Genomic DNA, 15,202 nt, shown 5'->3' with positions numbered 1-15,202 from the left:
GTGCGAGGGAGCGTGCAGGTGCAGTAATCCTCTACGCAGTTGCAACGGTTTGCATCGTTGCCAGAGCAGGAGGGGCACGGGGTTTTGTCGGGTGTGCCGGTTTGGGCTTCCAGCATGTTCGCCACCATCTCAAAGACCTCGCTGCAGACTGCCTCCAGGTCGATAAGTTTCAAGACGTGGTCGCGATGGTACTTATTGCAGGCTGCTTCTGCTTCTTCGAATGTGCTGTGTGGTTTGTTGTCTGAAGAATAGATGCCGTTGGCGCGCTGGAAGTATGCAAGCCAATCGGTTTTCCCGTTATACCAGTCCCGACGCACGATCATGTAGAGCATAAGAGGCGGCTTTGAGTAGAACTCTGAGGTCTTAAAGTAAGGATCTTGAGACGGGCGAGACTGCCGTTCTGACCAGCGAAGCGGGTAGATGAACTCATCAATGATCCGCTTGAAAGCAGGTACCGAATAGCCAGCGGTTCTGGCTGTATCTCTGATGGTTTCGACTGCTGATACAGTGGCTTTAGGTGCTAAGACTGGCATGGTTAGCTCCGTGTTTCTTCGTCGCGTTCTTGGTAGGCGAGAATGATCTTCGCAGCGTGCCAAGAGAGGTCCACTTGATTGCTCAGGGTGAGTTCGTCGAACGGCACTTGGTTGCTCGTAGACTGTGTTTCCCAAAAAGCTTTCGAAGCAGTCTTCAGGGCAGACGGGTTGAGGTCTTCAATTGGGAGCGAGCCGGTACCGTTGCAGCGTTCGCACTCGCTTAATGCAAGGTGGAAATAGTCATCACGTCCGGTTCCAACGCAGCTGGGGCACTTCATTGCTTGGTCTCCTGCGGCAAAGTTGAACCGTAGTGAACTGGCTCCTGACCAAACCAGTAGATCTGCCACATGCGGATAGTGTTCACTGTGAGGATGAGAGGGAGGAAGGTCATGCGACGGCCTTGCTAGTTAGCTCGTTAATATTGCGGCGATGCACTTTGAACTCAGTCACGGTCACCCATGGGTTCGCGTTCCAACCGAAGCCGCGACTTTCATTGAGGGTGTTCCAGAGATTGCGAAACTTGTTTCGGAGAACTTCGCCTTCGCGTTCAACACCAATATCGTGTTCTGGATAGTTGCCAGTTATCCAGTGCCTCAGCTGCATGCCTTCAGAAACAGCATCCTTGGCTGAGATTTTTTGAAGTAACTCAACGCGCACGTTGGTCACTTGCAGAGTGATGCGTGAATACTTGCGTGGCATGAATATTGAAGGTTTCCAGCGCCGCTCATCATCACCGACAGTTGCCCGATAACGAACTTCACCAACTTGCGGGCATCCGCATATCTCAGAGCAACCACATTCAACTTCCTCGATCCGTGCCCATGTTTCACGGACCCATAACAAGTCGCCGGGGGCTGGTTTAAGCGGGTAGGCCTTGAGGTAGCTTTCTGGTGGATGGGGCTTGCAGCTCACTGTGAAGCAACCATGCTTTCCGGTTGGCCAGCTATAATCACTCTCGTAAATTGCGCCGGGGAATTTTCCACCACATGCGGTTGGTTGCGGTTTTAGTATGCGCCGTGTGTGTGTCTTCCGCCCTTCGAGTAGGGCTTGGATCATCGGGCTGGAAAAGAGGATAGGCCTATCAGTCATGCTGCTTCCTCCATTGCCATGAGTTCGGGAACATTGGCCTCCACGATAGCTTTGGCGACGGGTGGGCATACGCTGTTACCGCATTTTCTGATTTGCTCGGTCTTCGGGAATGGCTTGCCTTGGTAATCGAAGTTGATGCGGTAATCCTCTGGAAAGCCTTGGGCTTTGTAGAGTTCTGAGGATGTAAGCATGCGCATGCCAATGTCAGTGACGACATAGGGCTCACCCGCAATCTCAATGGTAACCAGACCAAAGCGATCTTTGGTTGTCACTGTGCCCATGGGAGCGTTAATGGGCTGACCAATGGAAGCGCCATAGTAGGAAGTGAGGAAGGAATGAACGGCCTTCCTATGGTCGCTACTGTGGCTGATGCCCTTAAGTTTCTGAAGGTGGCTGGTTACAATGTTCTGCTGTGTTGCGCGTGTGGTGATGGTTGAAAGAGGAGTGTCGGCGGGTCTTCCAGCTACATCGAAGTTATGTTGTGCAAGGAAGGCAGCAACAAGAGCATGTTTCCCTCCTCCAGCGACAACGGTGCCAAGTGGGGTATTGATATCTAAAGCTCTAGGGGCTTGTCCTTGACGCTCTCCATATCCGGTCTGAACGAGGGTTGGGGTGACTAGCGCAGACTTTCCGCAGCCTTCGGTAGTCACCGTTCCGAGAGGGTCTTGGATCGAGGCGCAGTTAGAGTTGGTGAATTGTCGATCGACAAACGGGACAACTAACGCTCTGCATCCGCCTTTTTCGGTCTTGATGGTAGTCATCGGCTTGGAGAGTGGCTCAAGGCTACCGCTATGGCTCATGTTCACGATGAAAGGCTCTTTGGCATCAATCACAAACTTCTGAATACCTGTTGCGATCCGCTTAAGGGTGTTCTCCGCAAGATCTTTCTTGCGTTCAAAGATGGATGGGCAGGGGATTGACCAATCAATGCACTCTGCTGCAGTGCGCCAAGGGCGCAAGCCTGAGCCTTCGAAGTCAGATGCTCTTGGGTCTCCGTGTGTTGGAGATGGCCAGACGATTTTTCTTCCATCCCTGCGCATGATAACAAAGAGGCGTGTCCGGATTGTTGGTGTCCCATAATCTGAAGCCTTCATCTTGCGATACTCGATTTTGTATCCAAGCTTGCTCAGCGCAGCACACCATTCTTTGAAGGTTTCGCCAGCACGCTCCTTGATTGGTCGGCCTTCGTTGTCTAGTGGTCCCCAGCCTAAGAATTCGATGACGTTCTCTAGCGCGATCACGCGTGGTCGGTTCCTACCTAGGTTCTGACAAAACTTCACGATTGCCCAAGCAAGCATGCGTACCTGGGGAGACAGGATTTTCTTTCCACTTGCTCTGGAGAAGTGGCGGCAGTCTGGCGATGCCCAAAGGAAACCGACGGGGCGTCCGTGTGTGTGGGCTGGCAGATCGACCTCGAAAACGCTCTGAGGCAGATGGATGGTGTCCGGGTGGTTCTGAGCGTGCATCGCAAGAGCTTTGTCGCAATGGTTGATCGCGATATCTGGTGACCTGCCGAGCGCAAGTTCAATGCCGGTTGAGGCACCGCCACCACCCGCAAAGGAGTCGATGATGAGTTCCTGATGTGGGTGTGCAATCGGGAGGGCGAATAAGTCGCTCTGGAGTTTCGCTTCATGTTTCATAGGCGCATGAACCTTTTAGCGTTCGTTATGGACGTCAAAGGAGGAGAGCTGGGAGCTAATGAAATCAGAGGGAATGCTCTGCTTAGCCTCGATCACTGATTGGTCGAGTGCTGGTGCCAGGACTAACAGCGCGTATCCAAGCAGAATGAGGACGGCAAGTTTTGCGGCCTCGTTCAAGAGGAACAGGGGCACGTTGCAGCGATCACTAAATACGTCATTATCAATGCTATTCATGGGTCTGTTCCTCTTGCGAGATTGCTAAGGGGAAAGCGCTTAGCGCTTACTCAGGTTCACCGAAAAATAGAGGCAGACCTGTTTCCTGTTTGGCGAGATCGCAGGCTTCCTTGAAGGCGTGCTCCAGCATGCGCTCAGGGTTGTGAAGCGAGGTCAGCCATTTGATTGTGCCGCCAGCTTTGCGATAACGCAGGCGAACCGGAATCCGGTAGGGAGCTGAGTTCTTGAATACCGGAATAGAGATCAGGAACATGTTCGGCACGCTCAGAGGTTTTCCGTCGCCGTCCACGTGTTCTTCCTTGAACACGATCTGTTGTTCACCTGAGTTGCGGTTGAAGCCTGTAGCAATCTGGTTGGCTTCGTGGATCTGTAGCCCCTTAGACAGCTGCATGAGCTTCTCAGAGCCGCATGGACGGCCTTCCAGAGTTTGAACCAGCTCGTAAAGTTGGCGGTCTGGATCGCTTAACTTGTCTTTGCTGTCGCCCTTTAAGAAATTGGGCAGAGCCATCACATCGGTGGTGTTGTCTTCCAAGAAGAATGAGAACTCATCTTGGCTCATGGCGTCTTGGGATGCCTTGTTCCAGATCTTCCATTGATCAGAGAGAGGGAAGCGATAGCGGCCTTTGTGATCACCATGCTGGGGCAGGGGCTTCTTCTCTGCTTCGATGACTTCCCCGTCTCCTCTAACGATCTGGTTGAGTGCATCGTGGTAGTTGAGCACGCTCAGGATTGAGAGGTGTTCCGGGCGGATATCGGCAAACAGAACAGAGTTGCTGTTGGAGAACCTGTTCGCGTGGTCAATCAGGCTTTCAAGGGTCAGATGCTCTGAAGTGCCAGTTAAACGGTGTGGGGTTAGGTCAAAACGCTCAAGAGCAGCTGTCAGTTCGGTGCGCTGCATGCCTCCCTGATGGTCGCGTGAGATCATGAAAGTCAGCGTCTTGCCTGACGAGTGATTGACTGTGACGATTTCAGGCTCTTTGTTTTGGCCTGCCATGTCTCCAATCTTTTGGATGGCTTCTGCGGATAATTCCATTCTCAGTGTCCTTTTTGGTGAGAGTGGTGGTGAGGGTTAGATTGTGCGGGCGTCGGTCTCGCTGGTTTCAATCTCGCGAGGCCCGTCGAACATGTGCATCTGCTGCGGGTTCTGGGGGGAGAAGCCGTTGCCAGTAGGCCAAAGGATTGAGCCTGCGCGTGGCGGTTGCGGGACGGTGCTAGTGAGTTGCGGAGTAACTTCCACGATGCCCTTCTTCGCCTTGAACTTGATTTTCAAGTTGATTGAGGCTTCTGGGTTGCCGCCGTGCTGCTCAACGTGAGCAGTGATTGCAGAGGCGACTTCCTCCATTTTGATGGTTGCATCGCGTTGCAACTCGCCATCTTCGAGGCTTTGCAGAAGATCCGCAAAGCTACGAAACTCAAAGGACTTGCTCATTCTCAAACCTCTCGGGTTGATAGGTGGTCTTGGTGTAGTCAGATGGGGGAGGTGCCGGGTTAGCTGGCTTCTGCTGGGGTGGCGGTCCGCATTTCCTGCAGGAGCTTTACGAGCTGCAACTCAGCTTCTTTGAAGGTCTCGCGTAAGGCGAGGATGCGAGCCGAGATCTGTTTGCGGTCGTTAGGGGTGCGCTCCAGCATGAGGCGCAAATCAGAGCGAAAGATGCAGATGTCTCCGTGGGCTTCACCTGTGCGGACAAGGGCATCTTCACCCACTTCCTGTACGGTTTTGGTCGGTGTTTGAACTGGTCTTTGTTTGGCCGCGGGGAATTGAACGATTTTGGCGCTATGCATCAGGAAAACCTCCTAAAAACCTAGAAAAACTCATCTAACGTTGATGCACATGAGTGAGATTTATTCACAAACTTCACTCTATGGTTGTGCATATCTTCGAAAATCGAAGTATCATCGCACAGAATTTGTGCATAATTCGCACAAGGTGTCAATCATAATTGTGCGAAAAAAGACCATACTCATATCCAATATCATGGAGGTACCAATGGAGATGTATGAAAAATCGGAGTTTGGAGAGAGTAATCCGAGCGTGTTTGCACGCGTTATTTTTGGACTTGAGAGCCGTTTGTTCGAGTTAGGGCTGAAGATGGAGTATGGGAGCGACTTTGAGCTATTTGAGCGCTTCGCTGAGGGGACTGACAAGCAGGCTTTGTCGGAGCATTTTCAGGTGGCGTTAAATACCTATACTCCTGAAAATGCGTTTTGGTTGAGGGCTGTGAGTGAGGAGGGGGAGACGGTTGCTCTGGGTGCGGTTCGTCTGGATCTGCTGGGGGTGCAGACGCTTGATAGGCACTTGGCGAAGTACTGGAAGCGTTGCTATCCGGGGCAGTTTGGGAATGGGGCAACATTGGCGGCGGGACAGCCAAGGTACTTACGGGAAGTTTCCGGACGTGTTTGTTACTTGGGGGAGTTGTGGGTGGCTCGGTTGTGGCAGAGGAAAAAAGTGCATATTCACTTCTCTCCTTTGGCTATGGCAATTGCCCTGCAACGATGGAATCCTGATTGGCTGTATTGCTGGGTAAGGCAGAAGATGTGGTGTAAGCGATATCCTCTGGCTTATGGATTCTCAGCGGTCCATCCAGTTGGCGTTCGCTGGCATGAGGAGCCTTCAACGATTGACAATGACCTAGTGATGGCGCTGAACCGCCGTGACTGGGCGCTGGATTGGATGGATGCTCTAGCCGATGAATTTCCCTTGGTATCACGTAGCTGACTATTTGAGTTAAGCCATTGTGCAGCCGCCATGGTAGAAGGATGCGCTCGTATACTAGCTGGATTGGGTTCTCATCTGGGTAGCAGAGCGAAGAAATAACTTCATAAACAGGGTCTCCCGAAATTGCGGTTAGGAAACCTGGGTGAACTTGGTGGCGGAAGTTGGGTTCTATAAGGGCTTTTGGGGTTGTGTCTTCAGGTTCGAGGGTTTTGGGGATGAGTTTTCCTAGTAATGTCTTGCGTCCGACAAAGAGGATCTCTGGGCTGTCGCCTTTAGGTGCTTCGCCAGACATGAGGAGTAAATGCGGGCTATGCTTGGCTAGCTCTGAGGGGAATCCCGCATTCTGGTGTTCTGAAGACCAGATGCTGTAAAGGTGTTGGGCGCGGGGTGTCGCTAGTCCGCGTTCAATCAAGCTGATTGGAAGTGCTTCTGTGTAATTCATGATGCCATCGCTTTAATGCGTTCGAGTTCTTTGATAACCGCCTTACGGCTTTTAAAGTAAAGTAACTCTTGGTCTTCTGACTTAAGGTTATTGAAGTCACCGTGGCCGAATTCTTGTATACATTCCCATTGTAGAATGTGATTGCAGTCTATAATGTTGGCAAGATAGTTTAGTTTTTCGAAGTTATTAGATGATTGTTGATTGTTTACATTAATTAATTGATCGGGGAAATTCTTAAAACTGTCCATAATGAGAGCCCTTTCGGGTAATATCTGAGCACAACTTGCATAGGTGAGCAATAAATATGTGCGTTACAGGACTTAGTTCTTTTGGCGCTTGAGGCCAATAGTCACGGCGTTGATGAAGTCCTGAAGGGGCATGTTGCCACCGAACTCGCGCTTCTCAATCTCAAGGGCAGCAGTGAAGGCTTTGTCGTAAGCTTCTTCACTGAAGTTGCTCACCGTGCCATTTTGAGCGGGCGGTTGAGCAGCGTCGTGAGAAGGCTGCTTTGCAACTTCTGGGGTAGAATTGCCTGAGAGTGACGGAATTGGAACGTCTAGCGCGTCAGATATTTTAATTAGCTCTACGCCAGAGATCTCCCTAGCGCCCTGTACCATTCGATTTATCTTCTGGGAGCTGAGGTCAATATCGCGTGCGAGATCGGACTGGCTCTTTCCAGCTTTGTCCAATGCTTCTGCAAGCCATTTGGCTAGGATTTCGCTCGCGGTGGTCGTAGGCATAATCATGTTATGCACCCTGTTTTTATTGTTGTCTTGTGCTTTTTTAGACCAACACGAAACATTTTCTATTTGACTAATATCGAACATATATGTTCTTTTTGGGCTATTATCGCACAAATTGGGCATGATCGATGGAACCTGCTACAACTGTAATTAGAGATCTGGGTGGTTTAGGAGCTACCTCAAGAATTCTTGAGACAGGCGTACACACCATAAAGAGGTGGCGTAATCCTGTCGAAAAAGGCGGAACAAACGGCGCAATTCCGCGGAAATACATCTTCCCAATTCTGGTTCATTGTGCCGTTCATGACATCCCTCACACCGTTGAGACTGTGGCGCTCACTCCTGAGCAGAGGCAATTTCTTGTCGATTTACGCACAGAAGTCTGCTGCGAAATTGTGGCTCCGTCATCCCCCAATGAGAACACAAATTGGGGAGTCGAAAATGAAGCTTGATCGTCCGACCAGTGACAAAAATCGTCGTGCAATCAAACAGGCAACTCATAGGACAACCTCACTTTGTGGTGGGCAAGAGAGCGCAGCGCTTATTACACGTGTCAATCCGAAGACGCTAAGTGACTACGGGAACACGGGGAATCCTAGGCACCTTGATACGTTCATGCCAGTTGATGTACTCGCCGACATGATTTTGGATCGTAGAGAGGCTGGTGAAAGCACTCCGCTCTTAGCAGAGCTTTGTGAGTTGGCAGGCGGTGTCTTTGTGCCAGTTCCTGAGGTCTGCCGAAAGACAACTGCGGTTGATCTTAGAGTTGTTGATTTGTCGCAGAAGTTGTTGAACTTAGTCGCTATTTTGACTCAATCACTGGCAGAGAATGGTGACGACTATAGCGATGCTGATCTTGGGTTGATCAAGGACGCGATCCAAGGGCTTTGTGGCTTGCAATCTCGATACGAGGAGAAGGGCACCTGATGACCTCTCTCAGAAACTCCCTTGCCGTTATGGCGTCCCGTGTGGAGCCTGAGAAATTTGGCGACTATTTTCCAACTCCTCCATGGGCTACTCGGGCTTTGTGTGAGTTTCTTCTGCGCCTCAATCGAGTAGGGGAGGACAGTTGGGAGCCTTTACGTGTTTGGGAATGTGCTTGCGGTGGCGGGCATATGGCAGTCCCACTTCGTGAGTACTTCGATTTGGTGTGGGCCTCAGACTTGTTCAATCGCGGTTTTGGCGATGCTCACGGGGAGTTTTGGGACTTCCTAACTGTCCTTCCTGAATGGCAGTTCCCAGTGGGGACGTTTGATTGGATTATCACCAATCCGCCTTTTGGTGTGTTGGCGCAGCAGTTTGTTGAGCGAGCTTTGGCCCACAAACCTAAATGCGGTGTTGCTGTTCTTGTGCCGTTGAGGTGGTTGGAAACAATCGAACGCGTTGCAACGTTGTTTATGGTTCATCCACCTGCAATCGTTGCGGTTTTTGCTGAACGGGTAGCCATCCATAAAGGGCGCTACGTTCCAGATGGCGGCACAGCTACGGCTTATTGCTGGATCATCTTCCGCACAGATCAAGAGGCAAGCCCTACCCAGCTCATATGGGTGCCTCCCGGTTCGAAGCGGCGTTTCTCCAAACTAAGTGACCTTGATTTGGCTAGTGATCCCGAGCCTGAGGATCAACCTGGCCCTTTGTTTTCTCTCCCTGAGGCAATGGAGGTGTGTAATGCGTGATTTTCGGAATGTTCAAGAGTGGCATCGCGGGGTCTCGCAGAGCGACTTGGCTGGGAATACTCGGCTCGTGTTGTTTGCATTGAGCCTTTTCACTGATCGTATCGGCGCGGCTGTTTGGCCTTCGGTTGGGACGCTGGCAGATCGAACCGGTTTGAGCAGACCCTCAGTGATGAAGCACCTGAAGCTTGCGGAAGATGCCGACTGGATCAATATCAAGCGCCACGATGCCAACGGGGCTCGGCTCAAGCGAAACGAATATTCGCTCAAGTCTCCTGAAGTGGGAGGTGCGGCATGAGCGATGATCGAAAGGCTTGGAGTTGGCGGCAAGCCTTCTGCCGGTCTGATCTTCCGGCGACCACAAGGCTCTTGCTGCAAACCATGAGTATGTTCATGAACACGATGGGAGAGAGTTGCTACCCGTCTATCGAAGATTTGATGAAGTATAGCGGGCTGAGCAAGGGGGCGGTGCTCAAGCATATCGAGGTGGCTCGTGATGCTGGTTGGATCACTATCAGTCAGCACGGCTTCAAGGGGCAACGATGGAAGCGGCGCGAGTATGTGGCGCGATGGCCTGAGCGAGATTTGGTTGCTCCAAGCACCTCTGAGCGGCTTGATAAAAGTGCTGAGTTTGAGGAAAAAGCTGGTGCACCTGATGTACCACCTCCATCAAAAAAGGTGGTTCACGACGTGAACGAAGGTGGTGCACCTGATGAACCTAAGGTGGTGCACGACGTGTACCAAGATAAGAACAGTCCATTAAACAATCCAATACCAGTCCAAAAGAGAGAGAGCGCGTGTAAGAGCGGGAATGATAAAAATGACAATACAGGCAAGTCCGCTCAAAAAACGTGGCTTCGAAGGCTGAAAAAAGTTCATGCGACTTGGCCGACCTATGCCGACGACAGCACGGAGATGGTCGAAAAAGCTTGGTTTGCGCTGAGCGAAGCAGAGCGAACCGAGGCGCAAAGATTAGCTTTGGCCTATGTTGATCATTGCCGTAACGAGCTGAAACGAAAGGCTGTTTGTGCGTTCTCCACTTACCTCCGAGAGAAGAAGTGGGAGCGGCTTCCTGCGACTTCGGCTGGCGGAACAACCACCCAACACGCCAAGCCATACGGCAAGCTCTGGGGTGTTGAGCGGTTTGTTGATCTGCTCAAGCCTCACTACGGCAACTTCCCGAAACCATCGGCTTTCCTTGATGGGCTTTTGAAAGGGAAAGGGCCTGCGTCTGAGCGGGAGAGGCGGCAACGCAAGGCGCAATACGGCTGGCCTCGGGTCAATGCCATGCAGCATCGGGCGCAGACAAGCTCCAAGGGTGTGACTGTCCCCAATGAGCTTGCGCCTCTGGCGGATGAGTTCATTCAGGTCGAGGTTGGTTCGAACCTCTGGCGGGCATGGCAGGCGTTGCACGATGAGCGCGGTTGGCCTTGGCTTGGGGTTGATCGCGACCTGCCGGAATGGGTCTACATGCCTCGGCTGGTTGGGGCTGATATGGCTCTCACTGACGACAATAAACCTGAGGTTTTGCTTGGGCTTGTGAAGAGGGCTCTTGAAAACTTTGAGGCTGTGCACGGCCAAACCACCAACACCACAACGGCAACTCAGGAGGCTGCTGAATGAACGGACCGAGGGACATTGGTGGGACTGCGATCTGTAGAGTTTATTCGACTGTGCAGGCCTTGGTTCGTATTGCCGAGCTTGATTGGATTGTGGTTCAGACTAATCCTCGCTGTGAGTTACGGGCTTGTGCTGGGATTGAAGCGACAGGAGCGCTTACATACCTGCCGATGATTCCTGCGCTACGAAAGCGGAAACGAGGAAAGAAGGCGATTGAGACAAGCAAGCCAATGTTTTCGCGTTACCTGTTTGTTGGGTTGAACCGCAAAGTAGGAATGACCTGTGATCAGGTGCGCAGCTGTGATGGTGTGGAAAAAATTCTTGCAGCTGAGCCTGATGCTCCTGCGTACTTGGTTTCTGCGAGGGAAATGGAGCTGATCATGGAGGCTGAGAAATCTGCGCAGCTAGAGAAGAAAAGCGTAGAAGGTCAGGCATTTGAGGTTGGTGACAACGTAGTGCTGATCGCTGGTGCTTTCGTTGATTGCAGGGGGCAAGTTCAGGACATCAAGTCAAATGGAGAGAGCCTGCGAGTGGAGCTGGATGTGTTCGGGCGAAGCACAAACGTGATCGTACCACTTGACAAAGTGGCGCTGCGTTAACCATCATGTCGCTCAGGATGACCACCGTGGATCTCCGGAGCCTGGGCAGGCCAAGGGCCGCCATACCAAACAGAGCGAGCTGGACGCGGGGCCCAGTCAACACAAGACGCCGAATGGCGGAGTTGGCGCGAAGGACTTCTATGGAATTTCGATACGCATGCAGAGTGCGTCAACTGGTTCGCTGAGAGGCGGGCCTTTTTTGTGTTCGAAGGCTTCACAGTTTGCCACTCAAATCGATCAAGCCACGCCTGAACACATTGGGCTCAACGCTGCGCAAAGCGCCTAAGGCGGTCGATCCGTTCTACCTCACAGCTGAATGGAAGGCTCTCGCCAAGTACATCAAGCAGCTGCGCGGCTATGTCTGCGAGATGTGCGGCAAGGACTTCTCGAAGCGGCAACACAAGCTCATCGCTGACCACATCGTCGAACGCAAGGATGGTGGCGCTGACCTCGATCCGGGCAACATCCAGTGCCTTTGCACGTGGTGCCACAATCGGAAGACTGCGCAGGCGCGACGGATACGTTGCCAAGCCATTGATTTATAAAGTGAAATTCAGTTTGAATGAGTTGCTCGGGAGCTGTTGAACGCCTCTGAGGCGGCTGTGAAGGCTTTAGCGGCTGGACTGCCAAACTATTGATTTTAAAGGGAAAATGGGGGGTGGGGTGAAAGTCCGGGGGCTGAATGGCCCTTACCCGCCCCAATATAATTGAGAGATTTTTTTTTGGCTGACTTCGAATTTGACCTGCTAGGCGATCCAATCCCTGAAGGGTTTGGAAAACGAGGGCGTCCACCTCATATGGTGAGTGACGAAAAACGTAGACTTGTCATGCAGTTACTTGCCTTTGGGAAAACGCAAGATGAAATCGCTGCAGCGTTAGGGATCACAGCTCCCACTTTGCGCAAGAATTATTTTCGTCAGCTCAAGGTCAAGGATGATGCGCGGGCGAGGGTAGAAGCCAAGCTTCTGGGCAAGCTCATGGACATGGCCGAAGCCGGGAAAGTGTCAGCGATCAAGGAAATATTCTCCCGGCTTGAAAGCTCTGATCGTGCCAAGCTGGCAGAGGCGATTGCCAATCGGGGAAAGAGTGTTCCTGCTGCATCCCAAAAAGCGCTCGGCAAAAAAGAAGAGCGCAAGAAAACTGCAGAAACCTATGACGGGAAGTATGCACCTCCCCAAGCTCCTCAGCTGATCAACTAAGAAAGATATGTCTTGAAAGCTCAACACTGGTCAACAGCCTGCGTGGATTGGGAACACCGCATTGTTCAAGGGAAATCTCTCATTCCCTTCGAGCCTTTGTTCTGTGAGGAAGCAGAGGCAGCTTTGAATGTCTTCAAGTCGCTCAAGGTGGTTGATGTTCCGGGCATGCCGACATTTGGTGAGTGCTGTGACCAGTGGGTGTTCGATTTTGTTGGTGCGATCTTTGGAGCCTATGACGCGGGAGAAGGACAACGTTTGATCAGTGAGTTCCTGCTCCTGATCTCCAAGAAAAACGCCAAGTCCACCATTGCAGCTGGGATCATGGTGACGGCGCTCATTCGCAACTGGCGTCACCTCAATGAGCTGTTGTTGCTTGCCCCTACAATTGAGGTGGCCAACAATTGTTTTGATCCAGCAGCAGCGATGGTTTCCTACGATCCAGAACTCAAAAGCATTCTTAAAGTGATTTCGCACCAGCGAACAATCAAACACGAGACCACAAACTCGAACCTCAAGATTGTGGCTGCTGACAGCGACACGCTCTCTGGCAAAAAAGCTGGTTTTGTTCTGGTTGATGAGCTGTGGTTGTTTGGCAAGAAGCCAAAGGCAGCAGCCATGCTGCAGGAGGCCACTGGGGGATTAATTGCTCGTCCTGAAGGGTTTGTTGTCTATCTGACGACGCATTCCGATGAGCCACCAGCAGGGGTCTGGAAAAGCAAACTTGAATATTACCGTGATGTGCGTGACGGAAAGATCCATGATCCCGAGCGGCTTGGTGTGCTTTACGAATTCCCGAAAGCAATGCTCAAAAACAAGGATTACCTGAAGCCGGAAAACTATTACATCACCAACCCCAACCTTGGGCGTTCCGTACGTAAGAGCTGGCTGGAGTCCAAACTTCGCGAGGCCATGGACGGCACTGGTGAAGAGGACAAGCAAAGCTTCCTTGCCAAGCACTTAAATGTGCCAATCGGCATGAACCTGCGACGGGATCGGTGGGCCGGGGCTGATTATTGGCGGGATGCTGAGTTCACTGCCATCCGGGATTTTGAAGAGTTTCTGGATCGGTGTGAGGTTGTGACTGCTGGGGTTGATTGCGGCGGAATGGATGACCTTTTAGGGCTTTGTTTTATCGGGCGCGAAAAAGAAAGTGAGAGGGATAAGAACAGGTGGCTGCTTTGGGCTTGTGCGTGTTGCCATAACAGTGCGCTGGATAAGCGCAAGCAGATTGCAACAGCTCTTCAGGATTTTGCGAAGGATGGTGATCTGTTCATCTGCGAGAATGCGGAGGACGATGCTCTGATTGTTGCCGACTACATGGAGCAAGTTCTGGACCGTGGCCTGTTCCCGAAAGAGAACGCAATCGGGCTGGACCCGGTTGGAGTTGCGGCAGTCATTGATGAATTGATTGAGCGTGAGGTCAAACAAGAGCAGATCGTTGGTGTGCCTCAGGGCTATAAGCTTTCCGGTGTGACCAAGGGCATGGCGCGAAAGCTTGCAGATAAATCTCTGGTTCACGGCGGCTCGCGGATGATGGCGTGGTGTGTGTCCAACGCCAAAACCGAAAGGCGCGGCAACGCTGATTACGTGACCAAGCAAGCCGCCGGTTCCATGAAAATTGACCCGCTCACTGCAGCGTTCAATGCATTCGATCTTATGAGCCGCCATCCGGTGGCTGAAGGTAATGATGGCCTGGATGATTTCCTCAGCAATCCGGTGATGGTTATATGATCAGATTTTTAAAGGCAGCAGCTCGCGGCATTAAACAGGAACTGCGTGCAGGCGAGTCAGGATGGATCAACCTTAATGGAGGGGATGCATGGACTGGGGGAGGTCATTCTTCTGCGGCTGGCAAAACCGTGAATGCGTCCTCTGCTCTGGCGTTTTCTGCTGTTTGGGATTGTGTTCGCAAGACTTCACAAGTGATCTCAACACTGCCTCTTGCTCTTTATGAAAAGGGTGCTGAAAACAGCAGGGTGAAGATTGAAGAGGACCTGTCCGAGATCCTTAGTAAGAGCCCCAACCCTGAGCAAACAGCGGTTGAGTTCTGGGAAGGTATGACGGCGCATGCAACCTTGCGCGGCAATGCCTGTGCGGAAAAGCTCTTTGTGGGACCAGGGCTGGTTGGTTTGCGCCCTTTGCTCAATGTCACACCTAAACGTAACCGGGATGGCAAGCTGGAATACAGCGTCTATGACCGGGGCAAACACAGCACATTACCTGCTGATAAGGTTTTCCATCTGCGCGGGTTCGGCGCTGGTGATGGTTTGGGCATGTCAGCCATCAAGTACGGGGCGAATTCAATTGGGGCGGCTTTGGCTGCTGATGAGACGGCAGGCAGTGTATTTTCCAATGCGATGATGGCAGCTGGTGTTTTGACCTCAGAGCAAAAGCTTAATGCAGAGCAGCGGGGGCAACTTCAAACCTTGCTGGAAAAGTTCATTGGATCAAGCAAAGCGGGCAAGACGCTGACGCTGGAATCTGGCCTCAAGTTCCAGCAGCTCCAGCTCAACCCTGAAGATGCTCAGCTTTTGGAAACCCGGCGCTTTAGCGTTGAAGATGTTTGCAGATGGTTTGGAGTTCCGCCGATTGTGATCGGCCATTCATCTGATGGCCAGACCATGTGGGGGAGCGGTGTTGAAGCGGTGATGTTGTCCTGGCTCTCGCTTGGTATCAATCCGCTGCTCGTCAAAAACGAAGCTCGTATCCTGAAA

19 protein-coding genes are annotated in these 15,202 nt (G+C 51.9%); 10 read left to right on the top strand and 9 right to left on the bottom strand.

Going from position 1 to position 15,202, the window contains the following annotated elements:
* The 8 genes from PsWM33_RS25780 to PsWM33_RS25745 form a co-directional block, all read right to left on the bottom strand.
* The coding region (locus PsWM33_RS25780; RefSeq protein ID WP_153040016.1) for a hypothetical protein at positions 1-533 on the bottom strand (533 nt) is incomplete at its 3' end.
* 2 nt (positions 534-535) lie between these two features.
* Positions 536-811: a hypothetical protein gene (locus PsWM33_RS25775; protein ID WP_063302140.1), complete on the bottom strand. Its 276-nt coding sequence runs from the start codon at positions 809-811 to the stop codon at positions 536-538.
* A gap of 109 nt (positions 812-920) precedes the next feature.
* Positions 921-1,622: a hypothetical protein gene (locus tag PsWM33_RS25770; protein ID WP_063302139.1), complete on the bottom strand. Its 702-nt coding sequence runs from the start codon at positions 1,620-1,622 to the stop codon at positions 921-923.
* Positions 1,619-3,262, bottom strand: a complete 1,644-nt coding sequence (locus tag PsWM33_RS25765; RefSeq protein WP_063302138.1) for a DNA cytosine methyltransferase — start codon at positions 3,260-3,262, stop codon at positions 1,619-1,621. The genes PsWM33_RS25770 and PsWM33_RS25765 overlap by 4 nt, the downstream gene beginning before the upstream one ends.
* A 15-nt stretch (positions 3,263-3,277) precedes the next feature.
* The gene (locus PsWM33_RS25760; protein WP_063302137.1) at positions 3,278-3,496 is read right to left on the bottom strand and encodes a hypothetical protein; all 219 of its coding nucleotides are present in this window, start codon (positions 3,494-3,496) and stop codon (positions 3,278-3,280) included.
* A gap of 46 nt (positions 3,497-3,542) precedes the next feature.
* On the bottom strand, positions 3,543-4,529 hold the full coding sequence (locus PsWM33_RS25755; protein WP_063302136.1) for a DUF2303 family protein: 987 nt from the start codon (positions 4,527-4,529) through the stop codon (positions 3,543-3,545).
* Positions 4,530-4,565: 36 nt separating this feature from the next.
* Positions 4,566-4,925, bottom strand: coding sequence for a hypothetical protein (locus PsWM33_RS25750; protein ID WP_063302135.1), 360 nt, complete (start codon positions 4,923-4,925; stop codon positions 4,566-4,568).
* A gap of 59 nt (positions 4,926-4,984) precedes the next feature.
* Complete coding sequence (locus tag PsWM33_RS25745; protein WP_063302134.1) at positions 4,985-5,278, bottom strand: hypothetical protein; 294 nt, start codon at positions 5,276-5,278, stop codon at positions 4,985-4,987.
* A gap of 205 nt (positions 5,279-5,483) precedes the next feature.
* Between PsWM33_RS25745 and PsWM33_RS25740 the strand changes: the two genes are divergently transcribed.
* A complete protein-coding gene (locus PsWM33_RS25740) occupies positions 5,484-6,212 on the top strand; it encodes a hypothetical protein (RefSeq protein ID WP_063302133.1) in 729 nt (242 codons plus the stop codon).
* A 762-nt stretch (positions 6,213-6,974) separates the two neighbouring features.
* Here the strand turns inward: PsWM33_RS25740 and PsWM33_RS25730 are convergent.
* Entirely contained in the window at positions 6,975-7,400 is a 426-nt protein-coding gene (locus PsWM33_RS25730) for a helix-turn-helix domain-containing protein (RefSeq protein ID WP_193778481.1), read from the bottom strand.
* A gap of 438 nt (positions 7,401-7,838) precedes the next feature.
* Between PsWM33_RS25730 and PsWM33_RS25725 the strand changes: the two genes are divergently transcribed.
* The 9 genes from PsWM33_RS25725 to PsWM33_RS25685 form a co-directional block, all read left to right on the top strand.
* The gene (locus tag PsWM33_RS25725; protein ID WP_063302130.1) at positions 7,839-8,324 is read left to right on the top strand and encodes a hypothetical protein; all 486 of its coding nucleotides are present in this window, start codon (positions 7,839-7,841) and stop codon (positions 8,322-8,324) included.
* Positions 8,324-9,073 (top strand): hypothetical protein, encoded by a 750-nt coding sequence (locus tag PsWM33_RS25720; protein WP_063302129.1) that lies wholly within the window; start codon positions 8,324-8,326, stop codon positions 9,071-9,073. Before PsWM33_RS25725 ends, PsWM33_RS25720 begins: the two co-directional genes overlap by 1 nt.
* Positions 9,066-9,368 (top strand): helix-turn-helix domain-containing protein, encoded by a 303-nt coding sequence (locus tag PsWM33_RS25715; RefSeq protein ID WP_063302128.1) that lies wholly within the window; start codon positions 9,066-9,068, stop codon positions 9,366-9,368. Before PsWM33_RS25720 ends, PsWM33_RS25715 begins: the two co-directional genes overlap by 8 nt.
* A complete protein-coding gene (locus tag PsWM33_RS25710; RefSeq protein WP_063302127.1) occupies positions 9,365-10,693 on the top strand; it encodes a helix-turn-helix domain-containing protein in 1,329 nt (442 codons plus the stop codon). Before PsWM33_RS25715 ends, PsWM33_RS25710 begins: the two co-directional genes overlap by 4 nt.
* Complete coding sequence (gene nusG / locus PsWM33_RS25705; protein WP_063302126.1) at positions 10,690-11,289, top strand: transcription termination/antitermination protein NusG; 600 nt, start codon at positions 10,690-10,692, stop codon at positions 11,287-11,289. Before PsWM33_RS25710 ends, nusG begins: the two co-directional genes overlap by 4 nt.
* Positions 11,290-11,510: 221 nt before the next feature.
* Entirely contained in the window at positions 11,511-11,834 is a 324-nt protein-coding gene (locus PsWM33_RS28580; protein WP_082827157.1) for an HNH endonuclease, read from the top strand.
* 177 nt (positions 11,835-12,011) lie between these two features.
* Positions 12,012-12,488, top strand: coding sequence for a hypothetical protein (locus PsWM33_RS25695; protein WP_063302124.1), 477 nt, complete (start codon positions 12,012-12,014; stop codon positions 12,486-12,488).
* A 12-nt stretch (positions 12,489-12,500) separates the two neighbouring features.
* Positions 12,501-14,219, top strand: coding sequence for a terminase large subunit (locus PsWM33_RS25690; RefSeq protein WP_063302123.1), 1,719 nt, complete (start codon positions 12,501-12,503; stop codon positions 14,217-14,219).
* A partial coding sequence (locus PsWM33_RS25685; RefSeq protein WP_208994755.1) for a phage portal protein occupies positions 14,216-15,202 on the top strand: 987 nt, incomplete at its 3' end. The genes PsWM33_RS25690 and PsWM33_RS25685, both read left to right, overlap by 4 nt.

The organism is Pseudovibrio sp. WM33 (assembly GCF_001623165.1).
Classification (GTDB): Bacteria; Pseudomonadota; Alphaproteobacteria; order Rhizobiales; family Stappiaceae; genus Pseudovibrio.
Note: the sequence above shows the minus strand (reverse complement) of the source record. Positions and strands in the feature narration are given on the sequence as shown.